The 14,444-nt window shown below is 45.4% G+C and carries 15 protein-coding genes; 3 read left to right on the forward strand and 12 right to left on the reverse strand.

Annotated elements, in window-relative coordinates; genetic code table 11:
- The first annotated feature begins 99 nt into the window (after positions 1–99).
- Positions 100–720 carry a PEP-CTERM sorting domain-containing protein gene (locus KF839_RS09020; protein ID WP_292917507.1) on the forward strand — a complete coding sequence of 207 codons (621 nt, stop codon included), beginning with the start codon at positions 100–102 and terminating at the stop codon, positions 718–720.
- 55 nt (positions 721–775) lie between these two features.
- Here KF839_RS09020 and rnhB read toward each other — a convergent pair whose 3' ends face one another.
- The 12 genes from rnhB to rpsB form a co-directional block, all read right to left on the reverse strand.
- Complete coding sequence (rnhB, locus tag KF839_RS09025; protein ID WP_292917508.1) at positions 776–1,384, reverse strand: ribonuclease HII; 609 nt, start codon at positions 1,382–1,384, stop codon at positions 776–778.
- 15 nt (positions 1,385–1,399) lie between these two features.
- Positions 1,400–1,834: a 3-hydroxyacyl-ACP dehydratase FabZ gene (fabZ, locus tag KF839_RS09030; RefSeq protein WP_292917509.1), complete on the reverse strand. Its 435-nt coding sequence runs from the start codon at positions 1,832–1,834 to the stop codon at positions 1,400–1,402.
- Positions 1,835–1,902: 68 nt separating this feature from the next.
- Positions 1,903–2,394 (reverse strand): OmpH/Skp family outer membrane protein, encoded by a 492-nt coding sequence (locus tag KF839_RS09035; protein WP_292917570.1) that lies wholly within the window; start codon positions 2,392–2,394, stop codon positions 1,903–1,905.
- Between the two features lie 68 nt (positions 2,395–2,462).
- Positions 2,463–4,787 (reverse strand): outer membrane protein assembly factor BamA, encoded by a 2,325-nt coding sequence (gene bamA, locus KF839_RS09040; RefSeq protein WP_292917510.1) that lies wholly within the window; start codon positions 4,785–4,787, stop codon positions 2,463–2,465.
- 3 nt (positions 4,788–4,790) lie between these two features.
- Entirely contained in the window at positions 4,791–6,158 is a 1,368-nt protein-coding gene (rseP, locus tag KF839_RS09045; protein WP_292917511.1) for an RIP metalloprotease RseP, read from the reverse strand.
- A 155-nt stretch (positions 6,159–6,313) separates the two neighbouring features.
- The gene (gene ispC / locus KF839_RS09050) at positions 6,314–7,501 is read right to left on the reverse strand and encodes a 1-deoxy-D-xylulose-5-phosphate reductoisomerase (RefSeq protein ID WP_292917512.1); all 1,188 of its coding nucleotides are present in this window, start codon (positions 7,499–7,501) and stop codon (positions 6,314–6,316) included.
- Complete coding sequence (locus tag KF839_RS09055) at positions 7,498–8,322, reverse strand: phosphatidate cytidylyltransferase (protein WP_292917513.1); 825 nt, start codon at positions 8,320–8,322, stop codon at positions 7,498–7,500. The genes ispC and KF839_RS09055 overlap by 4 nt, the downstream gene beginning before the upstream one ends.
- Before the next feature lie 13 nt (positions 8,323–8,335).
- Positions 8,336–9,103 (reverse strand): polyprenyl diphosphate synthase, encoded by a 768-nt coding sequence (gene uppS / locus KF839_RS09060; protein ID WP_292917514.1) that lies wholly within the window; start codon positions 9,101–9,103, stop codon positions 8,336–8,338.
- 1 nt (position 9,104) lies between these two features.
- Positions 9,105–9,662 carry a ribosome recycling factor gene (gene frr, locus KF839_RS09065; protein ID WP_292917515.1) on the reverse strand — a complete coding sequence of 186 codons (558 nt, stop codon included), beginning with the start codon at positions 9,660–9,662 and terminating at the stop codon, positions 9,105–9,107.
- Between the two features lie 50 nt (positions 9,663–9,712).
- On the reverse strand, positions 9,713–10,429 hold the full coding sequence (gene pyrH / locus KF839_RS09070) for a UMP kinase (protein WP_292917516.1): 717 nt from the start codon (positions 10,427–10,429) through the stop codon (positions 9,713–9,715).
- A 32-nt stretch (positions 10,430–10,461) separates the two neighbouring features.
- On the reverse strand, positions 10,462–11,346 hold the full coding sequence (gene tsf / locus KF839_RS09075) for a translation elongation factor Ts (protein ID WP_292917517.1): 885 nt from the start codon (positions 11,344–11,346) through the stop codon (positions 10,462–10,464).
- Positions 11,347–11,546: 200 nt separating this feature from the next.
- Positions 11,547–12,266, reverse strand: a complete 720-nt coding sequence (rpsB, locus tag KF839_RS09080) for a 30S ribosomal protein S2 (RefSeq protein WP_292917518.1) — start codon at positions 12,264–12,266, stop codon at positions 11,547–11,549.
- Between the two features lie 346 nt (positions 12,267–12,612).
- On the opposite strand from rpsB, the gene KF839_RS09085 reads away from it, so the two are divergent.
- Positions 12,613–13,887 (forward strand): ATP-binding protein, encoded by a 1,275-nt coding sequence (locus KF839_RS09085; protein WP_292917519.1) that lies wholly within the window; start codon positions 12,613–12,615, stop codon positions 13,885–13,887.
- On the forward strand, positions 13,880–14,440 hold the full coding sequence (locus KF839_RS09090; RefSeq protein WP_292917520.1) for a response regulator transcription factor: 561 nt from the start codon (positions 13,880–13,882) through the stop codon (positions 14,438–14,440). The genes KF839_RS09085 and KF839_RS09090 overlap by 8 nt, the downstream gene beginning before the upstream one ends.
- The last annotated feature ends 4 nt before the right edge of the window (positions 14,441–14,444 follow it).

Here is a 14,444-nt window from a genome sequence, read left to right on the forward strand (position 1 = left end):
AATATACTATTGATTGTAATATTATAATTAGTTAATTTCGACTAGTCGGCGATTTTCTAGTTGACGATCAAATTGTGCTATTTCGTTGAGGAGATTTATATGACAGCAATATACAATAAAATGTTTGGGGTGCTTGTTTTATCTGTAACAATACCTGCAACAGTAATGGCTGCATCAGCGCCCTTGATCGATAATCAAGTGATTGTCGATAATTCCCCATTCTACAGTCAGGGAGCAGAAGATCGCCTGGGGACGGGAAATTATGCATTGAATCATCCCGGTTTTATTGACATTCCATATGCGATTTTTGATTTGGGTTCGGTATCTTCGGTTGGAAGTGCTATTCTGAACTGGAATTTTGGTTCGTTATATGGAGGGTCGGGTCCTGCGGAGATTAAGCTCTACGTTGGCAACGATGCCGATGGTGTAATTTCAATCAGTGACCGTTTCATGGGGACTGCGATCGATACTTTCACTTATTCGGGCGGAGAAGTTCGTAACTTTGATGTAACGGCACTGTTAAATGCCTCGCTATTAAGCGGTCAATATTTCGCTGCACGTTTGGAAGCAACCGTCGCACCTGATGATCTAACAGGCTATTACGGAGGTCAATTCCTGATACCGTCTTTGGAGATTTCTCCTATTCCTGAGCCTGAGACTTATGCAATGCTGTTGGTAGGATTAGGATTGCTCGGCTTTTCTGCAAAACGTAGAAAGTAATCCATAGAATCTGTTTTTAAGTCGTCGCTAGAAACCCGCCTTAATGGCAGGTTTCTCATTTAATAATCCTGTTTTCTCCAATTATTCTTTTGACCGGCGCAAAACTTTTCCGGTGTATGTCGCATGCGCCGTGTTGTTGAAGTGCTTTCAAATGTGCTTGAGTCGGGTAGCCTTTATGCCGGTCGAAACCGTATTGCGGATAAAGGTAGTGTAATCGCAGCATTTCAGCGTCGCGCGCGGTTTTGGCGAGGATCGATGCGGCAGAGATTGTCGGGATTAAACGATCGCCTGCGATAATAGTCTGTACTTCGTAATCGGTGCGCGGACTGTGTTTGCCATCGACCAGTATCAGCGCCGGTGAGAGCGGCAAGCTTTCGATAGCTCTCCGCATGGCGAGCAGACTTGCTTGCAAGATATTGATCTGATCGATTTCCTGTACCGTAGCGAGTGCAATTGCCCAAGCGAATGCATGTCGCTTGATTTCAACAGTCAGCGCCTCGCGCCGCTTTTCACTGAGCTGCTTGGAATCGGCTAAGCCATCAATAGCATAGGCCGGGTTTAAAATTACGCAGGCGGCGTAAACCGGTCCGGCCAATGGCCCGCGTCCGGCCTCATCAACGCCGCAGACCCGGTCGCTCCCGGCGGTGGCTGGCAATGAATACAATGGAAGCCAATCGGATTATACGGCGCGTGAAGTGCACATTAATTGTGCTTCGGTAACGAGTTGATCATCCACTTCGGCGCGTGCGGAATATTTCCATAAGCCTTTGATCTGACGTTCGATAGCCACTTTTAGTATAAGCTGATCGCCCGGCAAAACGGGTTTTTTGAAACGTACGCCGTCAATACCGACAAAGTAATAAACCGAGTCGGTTTTGTTGACGGCATTCTCGGTTTTGAGCGTCAACAGTGCAGCGGCTTGTGCCAGCGCTTCAACGATTAATACCCCCGGCATTACCGGGTAATGTGGAAAATGTCCGGAAAAAAAAGGTTCATTGATGGATACATTTTTTAACGCAACGATGTCTTTTCCTGCTTCGAGTGAGATGACTTTATCTACCAGCAATATCGGGTAACGGTGCGGCAAATATTTCAGAATTTCGTGAATATTCATGGTGTTTTCCTTTTAGCCCTGAGTGATGCTGCTCGATACTTATTGGTGCCGCTTGTAGGTCGCGTGCTTTATTCGTTTTCGAGCACTTGAATAACTTTGTCGGTGATATCGATGCGTTGGCTCCGGTATACCGAGTCTTGCAATTGTAAGATCAAATCATAGCGTTCCTTTTCCGCGATTTGATCGATGGCGCGATTAGTGCGCTCCAGAATGGTACTGTATTCTTCGTTCTGGCGTACGCTGAGATCCTCTCGCATTTGTCTTTGTGCACGTTGATACTCCCGGCTCAGATTGGCAAGATTTCTTTCCAAATTGCGCCGTTCGTTTTCTTCCATTGTCATACCGCTTTTCTCAAGCTTGTCCTGTAGATTCTTGGCTTGTAGGGCCATTTTCTTAATTTCTTCATCACGTGGAATGAATTCTTGCTCGATTTTTTTTTGAGCTTGGATGGCCGGCATGGATTCACGTAAGATTCTTTCGGTGTTAACCACACCGATTTTGATTGCTTCCGCTAAGACGGGGCTATTTGCAACAAATCCTGCGATGACTAAGAGTATCAGTGCTATCGCATAACGTTGTTGAGTACTCTCTATTAGCTTGTTCACGTGTGACAGGATTTCAAATAAACTCAGAATTGTTGACCGAACATGAACTGAAATCTTTGCAGATTATCGCTGGGTATATCGTTCAACGGTTCGGCAAAGCTGACTTTTAACGGACCCATCGGCGATACCCAGGTGAGTGCGATCCCGGTCGAATAGCGCAAAAGTTCACCCAGGTCATTTTGTGGCCCAGGCTTGCTGAATTTATTGAATACCGTTCCGCCGTCAACAAAAAAACTGAGCCGTAATGATCGATCGTCTTTAAGAAAAGGAAGAGGGAACATGAGCTCCGCATTGCCGACTACTCGCTTGCTGGCACCGATCGCGAACAACCTTGAGTTTACCGATGATATGTTATTAAGAAATTGATCACGCGGCCCCAAGGAATTTAAGTCGTAACCTCGAATCGAATTATTACCGCCGGCAAAGAAGTTTTTGAAGAAAGGCAGGCTATGACCAGTATAACCATCACCATAACCGATTTCGGTATTGATCATTAAAGTCATCCAATCAGTGAAAGAATAAAACCATTTCTGATGGTAACTGACTTTGTAATAGTTTAAATCCCCTCCAGGAACGCTGACTTCACCGAACAAGCGGTGCGTAGTGCCTGCAGTGGTCCAAATGGCGCTATCACGCCGATCTCGCGACCAACTCAAAGTGAGTGGAAAGTTATTTGTCGAGTGACCGAACTCTTTGACAAAATCCGTATAACGCGTCGGACTATTCGCAAAGGTACTGATGTTGGTATTTTCCGCAGCCAGACCTAATGACACGATGTCATTTTCCGCTATGGGAACGCCCACACGGAAACCTGTGCCGACGGTTTCGGTTTTAAATTCACCGAATTGGGTCAACGGTCGTGTATCAAGATCACGTTTATAGATATCAAAACCAAGACTTACGCCATTTATCGTAAAGTATGGATTGGTGAAGGACGCGGCATAGGTTTTGTTGATAGCGCCAGTATTGACATCCAGGCTGAAAAAGTTACCGGTGCCAAAAATATTGTTCTGTGAGACCGAACCGTTCAGAATTAATCCCTGGCGATCCGAATAACCGGCACCAAACATGATGGACCCCGTGGGTCTTTCTTCGACTTTTACTTTAATGTCCACCTGATCCGTTTTATTCGGAACAGCCGGTGTTTCTACATTGACGCTATTGAAGAAAAACAGCCGGTCGACGCGTACTTTGGAACGGTCGATTTTACTCGTTGAATACCATGCACCTTCCATTTGACGGAATTCACGGCGTATGACTTCATCGCGGGTACGGTCGTTACCCTCGATGTCAATTCGCCGGACATAGACACGCCGCCCCGGATCTATAAAGAAAGTGAACGCCGCTTGCCGATTCTCGGCGTCTATTTCCGGATTGGCATTGATGTTGGCAAATGCATAACCGTCATCGCCCAAACGGTCGGTGATCGCCTTGATGGATTCGGTCAGTTTTTGGCGCGCAAAAACTTCCCCTGGTTTGATTAGAATTAATTTTCGGATTTCCTCTTCGCCAATCAAGGTTTCACCGGCAACTTTAATATCGGAGACTGTGTATTGATCGCCTTCGGTCAGATTGATGGTGATATAGATATCCCGTAAATCCGGTGTAATGGATACCTGCGTGGATTCGATATTAAACTCCAGATAACCTCGATCCAGGTAATATGAGCGAAGTGTCTCCAGATCGGCGGCGAGCTTTTGTTTGGAGTATTGATCATTTTTCGTGAACCAGCTTAACAAATCCGGTTTTCTAAGCACGAGCAATCCACGAAGTTCTTTATCAGGAAATTTATCATTGCCGACAAAGCTTATTTTTCTGATTCTTGCCGTGCGGCCTTCATTGATATCAAAATTGATCGCAACGCGATTACGTTCCAGCGGTGTGGTGGTGGTTGTAATCTTGACGGCGTATTTACCTCGGCTGATGTATTGGCGTTTTAATTCCAATTCGGCACGCTCCAGCAGTGAGCGGCTGAAAATTCGCGATTCCGAAATACCGGCCAGTTTTAAACCATCCAGTAACTTGTCTTTCTCAAATTCCTTGGCGCCATTGATAATTATCTGAGCAATCGCAGGGCGTTCGATCACTTCTACGATCAGAACATCATGTTCGTTTTTTAAACGAACATCCTTGAAGAACCCGGTGGCATAGAGCGCCTTGATTGCCTCCGTCGCTTTTTCTTCATTCATCAGGTCGCCGACTTTAACAGGCAAGTAACTGAATACGGTACCTGCCTCTGTCCGTTGGATGCCTTCAACGCGGATATCCTTGACGATGAACGAATCATTGGCCCAGGTTGAGAAAGCCTGAAAGAGGCAAACAAGTGCAACCAAAAGCCGGAATTTCATCATTTAACCAGTAATAAGCCGATTGATATCATTATAAATGGCAAAAGTCATTAGCATGAGTAGCATGGTCAAGCCGATCTTCTGTCCGATTAACATGGCTTTATCTGAGAGAGGACTGCCTTTTACAATTTCAATAAGATAGTACATTAAATGACCACCGTCCAAGATCGGGATTGGCAATAAATTGAGAACTCCGATGCTGACGCTGATCAATGCAAGAAACGCCAAGTAGGATACCAACCCCATTTGAGCCGATTGACCGGCATAGTCGGCGATTGAAATCGGACCACTAACATTCTTCCAAGATACATCGCCAGTGATCATTTTACCAAGCATTTGCAATGTCAGAACAGTTGTTTCCCATGTTTTCAAGATAGCTTTGTGCAACGATTGGCCGGTCGGGTAGCTGACTGTGACAAGTAGCGCATCGATTTCAGCTTGATTCACAACTGGTGCAACGCCTATTTTACCGACTTGAACGCCACTTTCAGTGGTTGTTTCAGGTGTTACCGTGAGGGTGATCATTTGACCGTGGCGCAAGATTTCCAATTCAAGCATTTTTCCAGGATTTGATCGGATCTCTTTAACAAAATCCATCCAAGTCAGGATTTCGGTATGGTTGGCGGCGATGATTTCGTCACCCGCCTGCAAGCCGGCGCGAGAACCAACGCCATCCGCAATCACTTGCCCGATAATGGGATCGAATACTGGCTGGTAGCTTGTTAAGCCGATGATTCCCGGAAAATTTTCATTGAGCTTATTCGGGTCTATTTGACTTAAATTCAGTTGACGCCAATAGGTGCTACCATTTTTATCGATGGTTTGGATTTTTACATTGGGGGATTGGTCAACCGCATATCGCAATAATGTCCAGCGTACATCCTGCCAACTGGAAACGGGTTCGTCTTCGATCTGAGTAATCGTTTCACCTTCTTCAAAGTTCGCATAAGCTGCAGGACTTCCGGATTCGACCGGTCCAAGGATGGGTTTCATTCCATGGACACCGAGGATAAAAAGCAACCAGTATAAAACAATCGCCAACAGGAAATTGGCGATGGGACCGGCGGCTACGATCGCAAAACGCCGGCCGACCGGTTGACGGTTAAAAGCACGGGGTAAATCCGCAGCAGCAACTCTGCCTTCATTCTCATCGAGCATTTTGACATATCCGCCCAGAGGAATGGCAGCGATCACCCATTCTGTGCGATCTTTTCCCCAATATCGCCGAAAAATGGGTTGCCCAAAGCCGATACAAAATCGTAAAACTTTTACACCATTCCATCGAGCAACCAGATAGTGGCCAAATTCATGGAACGTGATTAAGATGCCAAGAGCAAGAACGAAAGAAATGATGGTGTAAGTTATCGACATATCAACTGATTAAGAAGGTAATACAAGTCGATGAAGGTTTCGCTGAGTGCATGTCTTTATTATTTTTATGCATTGTGCTGTATGAACTCCGAATACTATCATTAATTGGAAAAAATGAAATCCAAACCCCTTGTGATCCGCGAATATTTTTTGCATTATTGCAAAGTGGTCAGCCATTCATGCGCTTTCTCACGAGCAAGGCTATCCGTTCTTAATACATCGTCCAACGATGTCAGATCTTCCGGCTTGATCGTGCGCATTACATTTTCAATCATTATCGGAATGGCCGTGAAGGGCATACGCCTTTGAAGAAAGGATTCTACCGCGACTTCATTGGCGGCATTGAGCACTGCCGGCATATTGCCGCCAGTAGTCAATGCCTGGTATGCCAGCCTCAAGCATGGAAATCTATTAAAATCCGGTTCTTCAAAATCAAGTTGAGCGACTTTAAACATATCCAAAGCCGAGACGCCACTTTCGATCCGCTCCGGATAACCCATCGCATGCGCAATCGGCGTACGCATGTCGGGGTTGCCCAGTTGCGCAATGACTGAGCCATCGACATAGGCAACCATCGAATGGATGACACTTTGCGGATGTACGACAACCTGAATCTTGTCTGCCGGAGCGTCAAACAGCCAATGCGCTTCAATGACTTCGAGTCCTTTGTTCATCATGGTGGCTGAGTCAACGGAGATTTTTTTCCCCATATCCCAATTGGGGTGTGCGCACGCTTGTTCAGGTGTTACCTGTTCCAGGGAATCGATCGGAGCGCAACGAAAAGGCCCTCCGGAAGCCGTGAGTAGAATGCGGCTGACTCCTGCAGTGGTAAAATCACCGTCGAATTGATGCGGCAGTGACTGGTAGATTGCGTTGTGCTCACTATCAATGGGTAACAAGGCGGCACGGTTTTCTCGTACTAAATCCATAAAAATTCGTCCAGCCATTACCAGGGTTTCTTTATTCGCAAGCAATACTAATTTCCCGGAACGTGCTGCAGCAAAAGTTGGACGGATTCCCGCAGCGCCGACAATGGCGGCCATCACTGCATCAACCTCCGGCAGGGAAGCTACTTTTTCCAATGATTCTATGCCTGATAATATTTCGGTCTTGATACCATCCGCCCGAATGGCATCGGCCAATTGTTCCGCGCTTTTTTCATTCAGCATGACCGCATAGCGCGGTTGGAAGCGGCGGCACTGCGAAAGCATTTTTTCAACATTATGGTTGGCAGTCAGTGCAAACGCTTGAAAACGGTCGGGATGACGCGCAATGACATCCAGAGTGCTGTCTCCAATGCTGCCGGTCGAGCCGAGTATGGTTATTTGGCGAATAGTTTTCATGTTGCAGGAGAATAAAAAACAAGAATGGCCAATATGGCAAATGGAAGGGCGGATATCAAAGCGTCGATTCGATCCAATATTCCACCGTGACCCGGTAATATGTTGCCGCTATCTTTAATACCAGCTTGGCGTTTGACTAATGATTCATATAAATCGCCGATAATGCCTAAAACAGCCAGTATTATCAGCAACGGTACCAATGTGAGCGTTAATGATTCTGTTTCTGACCAAAGATCCCATAGAAGGCCATAAATTAAAACCGCAACAAGCGCTCCCGCGACGCCTTCCCAAGTTTTATTGGGACTGATTTGAGGAGCTAGCTTGTGCTTTCCGAGGGATCGGCCGGTAAAATAGGCAGCAGTGTCAGATATCCAAATGGTTGCCATTAAACCCAGCAATAATAGCGGACTGATCGCGCGTAATTGATAAAGTGCCACGCAAGTTGGTAACAGTAAAATCCAGCCAATCAGCATCCAGATGATAGGTTTTGTGATTGTATAGGATTGCTTCAGAAATAGCGGCGCCGCAACGATCCAGAAAATTGCCGATAAGCAGTATACCCAGATTAACTCCGTAGAGAGCGGGTTAATTTTTACAGCTTCGCTCACTTGAAGTAAAAGTTCGCCACCCAATAACGTAGTCAATAACATAAAAATAATGGTATTTCTTACGGAAAATTGCGCGAGCCGACTCCATTCGCGAGAACCAATCACTGTCAGTGCAAGTAAAACGATGGCCCAGAAGATATCTTGAAAATAGAATAATGCGGAAAGGAATAAAGGCAAAATGATACTTGCTGTCAGGATTCGGGTTTTAAGCATGAAGAAACTCTAGTTAACCTTCAGCAGATAATACCATTTGCAGTTGTTCGCTGGTACGCCCGAATCGCCGCTCGCGTTGCTGATAAGATTGAATGGCCAGTTCCAGTTCTTGCGTGTCAAAGTCCGGCCATAAGGTATTAGTGAAATACAATTCGGTATATGCCAGTTGCCACAATAAGAAATTGCTGATTCGATATTCCCCGCCTGTGCGGATGAATAGATCCGGCTCGGGTGCATAGCTCATAGAAAGATATTGAGAGAAGGTATCTTCGTCAATATGAGCGGGCAATTCTCTTGACTGGGCCATCATTTTCCGCATTGCTTGCATGATGTCCCAACGCCCTCCATAGTTAGCTGCAATGGTAAATGTGAGCTGTGTATTATTGACTGTTAATTTTTCCCCAATATCAATGAATTCAACGATTTTAGGTTCAAATTTGGATAAATCGCCGATGACTTTGAAGCGTATGCCATTTTCATGCAATTTGGATATTTCTTGCTCCAATGCACCTAGGAAAAGCTGCATCAAAGAAGCGACTTCGTCGGACGGACGGCGCCAGTTTTCACTACTAAAAGCAAATAGCGTGAGGAACGAGACACCACGTTCCATGCACGCTTTGATTACACCACGAACAGTTTCCACGCCTTGTTTGTGGCCGGCAATTCTTGGCATGTAACGATTTTGCGCCCATCGCCCATTACCATCCATGATAATTGCAATATGTGCCGGTACTGAGCTTGCTTCAGGAGGAGAGTGAGTTGAACCGGGGCCTTCAAGCATATCAGACAGCCATAAGTTCGGCTTCCTTGACCTGCAAAACCTTGTCGATTTCGGATATGAAACGATCGGTTAGTTTTTGTATTTCATCTTGTCCGCGCCGCTCATCATCTTCAGAAATTTCTTTTGATTTCAGCAATTCTTTTAAATGCGCATTGGCATCACGGCGGATATTGCGCATTGCAACGCGCACTGTCTCAGCTTCATGTTTTACGACCTTTATCAAATCCCGACGGCGTTCTTCCGTGAGCGCAGGCATGGGAACGCGTATGGTGTCACCGACTGGCATCGGATTCAAACCTAAATCAGAATCCCGAATGGCTTTTTCGATTGCGTTAGCCATTTTTTTCTCCCAAGGAATGACGCCAATTGTACGGGCATCAATGAGATTGATATTGGCGACTTGGTTAATCGGAGTTTGCGCACCATAATAATCCACTGTAACGTGATCCAGCAAGCCTGTATGTGCTCTGCCACTTCTCACTTTGCTCAAATCCACCTTTAATGCTTCCAGGCTTTTTTGCATTTTCTGCTCAGCAGATTTTTTTACATCGGCAATCATAGTATCTATTCCTTTTACAGCTATTCTCAAGCATTTCCGATTATTCAGAGTCAAACAGTTACCAAAGTCCCTTCACTTTCTCCCGTTATTATACGTCTAAGAGCACCGGTCTTAAAAATGCTAAATACGCTGAGCGGTAATTTCTGATCCCGGCATAATGTCAATGCTGTTGCATCCATAACTTGCAGGTTCTTTGAAATGGCTTCATCAAATGATAATTTTTCAAAGCGGGTGGCATTGGGATTTTTGTTCGGGTCGCTGGTATAGACGCCATCAACTTTTGTCGCTTTCAGCATGATATCAACATTCATTTCCATGCCGCGCAGCGCCGCTGCAGTGTCGGTCGTGAAGAATGGATTTCCCGTTCCTGCAGCGAATATTACGACTTTACCATCTTTCAAGTAACGTATTGCGCGGCCACGGATATAAGGTTCTACCACTTGCTCAATGCGTAAAGCCGATTGAATGCGCGGAACCATTCCGGCTAATTTCATTGCATCCTGCAATGCCAGAGCGTTCATGACTGTAGCTAACATTCCCATATAGTCTGCAGTAACACGTTCGAGCCCGTCATTCGCGGATTTCATGCCACGGAAAATGTTTCCGCCGCCCACGACGATAGCAATTTCAACTCCCAATTTGCTGACTTCGTTGACTTCGGCAACAATCCTGCTCATAACCGCATGGTTTATTCCATATTTGTCTTCACCCATCAGGGCTTCACCAGACAATTTCAGTAAGATGCGTTTATAGACAGCAGCGGTCATTGATAGTGGATTCAGTCAGTGAAAGGGGGGCTTTAATTTTTTTGTCCCATCTGCGCTTTTACTTCTTCTGCGAAGTTTTCAATTTTTTTCTCTATTCCTTCGCCCACAACAAACATGGTGAAACCATTGACTGCGGCGGATTTTTTTGCCAGCAGTTTCTCTACAGTCTGTTCAGGATCTTTAACAAACGGCTGACCCAATAATGTTATTTCCGCAAGGTATTTTGTGATGCGGCCATCAACCATTTTCTCAACGATATTGGCAGGTTTGCCGCTCTCGGCAGCTTGTGCGGTGAAAATCTGACGTTCATGTTCTAATACTTCTGCCGGTACTTGATCTTTCGATACACAGATCGGTTTGCTTGCAGCGATATGCATTGCGATATCCTTTCCTAAAACGTCATCGTTGCCAGTATAGTCAACCATCACACCGATCTTGGTTCCATGGAGATAATAGGCCAATCGGCCTTCGGTTATGTGCCGTCCACTGCGCCGGATACTGATATTCTCTCCCAGCTTCATGATCAAAGCTTTACGGGCTTCTTCAACTGTTTCGCCATTCTGCAACGGGGTATCGCTTAATGCAGCGATATCGGTTAGATTTTTCATGGCTACCAGTTCCGCCAGATTCTTGGCAAAATTGATGATGTCGTCATTTCTGGCAACAAAGTCTGTTTCACAATTTACTTCGACCAACGCGCCGCATTTGTTATCCGCAGAAACGTATGCGCCAATCACGCCTTCGGCTGCAATTCTGCCGGCTGCTTTGCTCGCTTTAGCACCACTTTTAATGCGCAACAGATCTTCTGCTGCTTTCATATCGCCATTCGTTTCAGTCAAAGCTTTTTTGCATTCCATCATACCAAGCCCTGTCATCTCACGAAGTTCTTTAACCATACTTGCGGTAATTTCCGCCATATTTGCTCCAGATACAGTAATGATTTATGAATAATTGCTGTCGAAAAAGCAATTTTTGAGTAGTTCGATTAACTCTAAGTATTCTTGTTGCTGGCAAATTACCGATGATTTTTTTGAATCACCGGGAACGGTTTAATTTCTCTATCCCGAGTTGCCAGCAATCACTAAGACTAAGAAGAATGAATTGAAAAAGCGTTAACTTATTGAGCTTCTTCACTCATTTCAACGATTTCTTGAATGGATTGATTGCGTCCTTCCAAGATGGCATCGGCAACACCCCTTGCATACAAGCGTATCGCTCTGCTTGAATCATCGTTTCCTGGGATTATGTATTGCAATCCCTCCGGATTATGATTGGTGTCGACGACTCCGATAACAGGGATTCCCAGTTTTCTCGCTTCAGTAATAGCTCCTTTTTGATAGCCCACATCAATCACGAAGAGTGCGTCCGGCAAGCCCTTCATTTCCTTGATGCCGCCCAAGCTGCTGTTGAGTTTGTCCAGTTCTCTTTGCAGATCGAGAGCTTCCTTTTTAACGAGTTTATCCAATGTGCCATCGTTAACCATCGTTTCCATGTCATGGAGGCGTTTGATGGATTGTTTGATTGTTTTAAAGTTCGTCAGCATCCCACCTAACCAGCGCTGATCCACGTAAGGGGAGCCGCAGCGTGCAGCTTCTTCACGTACGATGTCGCGAGCTTGCCGTTTTGTGCCGACAAATAGAATAACTCCCTTGTTTGCTGATAATTGGCGGACATGTTTCATGGCTTCTTCATACATCACCAAAGTCTTTTCAAGATTGATGATATGAATTTTATTACGATGACCGAATATATACGGTGCCATTTTGGGATTCCAGAAGCGTGTCTGATGGCCAAAGTGAACGCCTGCTTCCAGCATTTGCCGCATTGTTACTGACATGAATTTCTCCTTTAGGATTGAGCCTCCATTCGCGTTTTGCTATTTCCGGATTTAAATCGAAACAACAAAACTGAATGTGTGAATTTAATTTGACTTGCACGAATGCATTTAACATTTAATCAAACTAGCGCGCGATTATAACATTTTCTGAAAGGTACTCAAGTTGATGCAAACCACTCGGGGTAGTTCTATCTATATGATGAACATCGCCTACATTGATTAAAAGCATTGTTCAATTTTGATTTTGAGAAAGACCTGAGACAATTTGTCGCATAGCCAAAATATAGAATTTGCGCTAATGTTCCAAGATTAACCAAAAGACAAAGTTTGTTGTAATTGCTATCGAATGTTTAGTGATCTAAGTCAATCACCACTCAGTAAGAACCTGTATCGTTTGTTTCTGCTGCGGAATATCGCCATCATCGCGCAATGTCTCACATTCGCAATCGTTTATTGGACAATTGATATTGTAATTCCTTGGACGGAAATGATTATTGTCGTTGTCTTATTGGCTTCGCTGAATCTGTTGACGTGTATTCGATTACGCCGGAAATGGCCGGTATCGCATTTGGAATTCTTTGTACAGTTGCTGATCGATGTTTTGGCGCTCAGCGCTTTATTATTTTTTAGCGGCGGCTCAACAAATCCATTTATCTCGCTTTATTTATTACCTCTAACCATTGCAGCTGCTACGCTGCCGTGGCGCTATACCTGGAGTATGGCGGCCATTACGATCGCTTGCTATACCCTATTGTTATTTGATTATGTGCCATTACCGCATGATCATAACAAGCATCTGGTCGAGTTTGCGTTGCATGTATCCGGTATGTGGCTGGCATTCGTCTTAAGCACCGTAATCATTGCATGGTTTGTAGTAAGAATGAGCGCATCCATTCGGGAACGGGATCAGGATCTCGCCAAAGCGCGTGAACATGCCCTACGCAATGAACAGATCATAGCGCTCGGCACGTTAGCAGCCGGTGCTGCCCATGAGCTGGGTACGCCGCTGTCGACGATGGCTGTTATCACCGGGGAATTGCAGCAGGAGTATCGGGAGGATGCTGAATTCCAGAACAGTATTCATATTCTTCGTGATCAGATTACGCACTGTAAGCAAACACTCACCCATTTGCTGGCTAAAGCGGGACAAAGCAGAACGGAACAGGGCAGTGAATTGCCGGTTGATGAATTTTTACGGCAAGTACTTGATAAATGGAAGTTGATTCGGCCTTCTGCAAAATTTACCTATCAAGCAACTGGCACGCAACCTACGCCGAAAATTATGGATAGTCAATTATTAAGCCAGTCACTGTTAAATTTGTTTAATAACGCCGCTGATGCATCTTCAGAATGCGTAACGATCCATAGCAATTGGGACCATCAGATTCTGAATCTTGACATTATCGATGATGGCAAAGGACTGTCACCTGAAGCTTTGCAGCGCGCGGGAGAAGCCTTCTTTTCCAGTAAAGCGCCCGGACAAGGTTTCGGGATAGGTCTGTTTCTCGCGAATGCCAATATCGAACGTTATGGTGGCAGTGTCAGGTTATTTAATTTAGAGGATGGCGGTGCTTGCACGCAAGTCGTTTTGCCGTTGATTGGAAATCACGGACATGGATGATCCGATTGTTATTGATAGTAGCGAGAAACCCAGTTTACTGATCGTTGATGACGATACCGTATTCTGTGAAGTATTGACCAAAGCTATGAAAAAAAGAGGCTTTGATGTCACTTGCGCGCATACGATTGACGATGCACTGAATTTGGCCGGGCAGTCGACGCCGGAATATGCGATCGTGGATCTTAAATTGTCCAGTGAATCCGGTCTGGTGTTGGTGGAAAAACTGCGGGCGCTGGATCCCGGGACCCGTATTGTGATGCTAACGGGGTATGCCAGCATCGCCACAGCGGTTGAAGCGATTAAACTGGGCGCTACCCATTATTTGGCCAAGCCGGTTGATGCGGATCAAATTATGGCTGCTTTCGAGCGTATCACCGGCGAATCCAGCATACCGATCAGCGCGAATCCGTTATCGGTTGGCAGGTTGGAATGGGAGTATATTCAACGAATTCTCACTGAAAATGACAACAATATTTCAGTGACGGCCAGAATACTCAATATGCATCGCCGGACGTTACAACGCAAACTTGCCAAACGGCCGCTGAGAGAATAACAAG

Source organism: Nitrosomonas sp. (genome assembly GCF_019635155.1).
Taxonomy (GTDB): Bacteria; Pseudomonadota; Gammaproteobacteria; order Burkholderiales; family Nitrosomonadaceae; genus Nitrosomonas.

Excerpts from the sequence above, each read along its gene's own strand:
- pyrH (WP_292917516.1), bottom strand. The coding sequence starts at position 10,429 with ATGACCGCTGCTGTCTATAAACGCATCTTACTGAAATTGTCTGGTGAA.
- frr (WP_292917515.1), bottom strand. The coding sequence starts at position 9,662 with ATGATTGCCGATGTAAAAAAATCTGCTGAGCAGAAAATGCAAAAAAGC.
- uppS (WP_292917514.1), bottom strand. The coding sequence starts at position 9,103 with ATGCTTGAAGGCCCCGGTTCAACTCACTCTCCTCCTGAAGCAAGCTCA.
- KF839_RS09085 (WP_292917519.1), top strand. The coding sequence starts at position 12,613 with ATGTTTAGTGATCTAAGTCAATCACCACTCAGTAAGAACCTGTATCGT.
- fabZ (WP_292917509.1), bottom strand. The coding sequence starts at position 1,834 with ATGAATATTCACGAAATTCTGAAATATTTGCCGCACCGTTACCCGATA.
- KF839_RS09020 (WP_292917507.1), top strand. The coding sequence starts at position 100 with ATGACAGCAATATACAATAAAATGTTTGGGGTGCTTGTTTTATCTGTA.
- tsf (WP_292917517.1), bottom strand. The coding sequence starts at position 11,346 with ATGGCGGAAATTACCGCAAGTATGGTTAAAGAACTTCGTGAGATGACA.
- rpsB (WP_292917518.1), bottom strand. The coding sequence starts at position 12,266 with ATGTCAGTAACAATGCGGCAAATGCTGGAAGCAGGCGTTCACTTTGGC.
- KF839_RS09090 (WP_292917520.1), top strand. The coding sequence starts at position 13,880 with ATGGATGATCCGATTGTTATTGATAGTAGCGAGAAACCCAGTTTACTG.
- KF839_RS09055 (WP_292917513.1), bottom strand. The coding sequence starts at position 8,322 with ATGCTTAAAACCCGAATCCTGACAGCAAGTATCATTTTGCCTTTATTC.
- ispC (WP_292917512.1), bottom strand. The coding sequence starts at position 7,501 with ATGAAAACTATTCGCCAAATAACCATACTCGGCTCGACCGGCAGCATT.
- rseP (WP_292917511.1), bottom strand. The coding sequence starts at position 6,158 with ATGTCGATAACTTACACCATCATTTCTTTCGTTCTTGCTCTTGGCATC.
- bamA (WP_292917510.1), bottom strand. The coding sequence starts at position 4,787 with ATGAAATTCCGGCTTTTGGTTGCACTTGTTTGCCTCTTTCAGGCTTTC.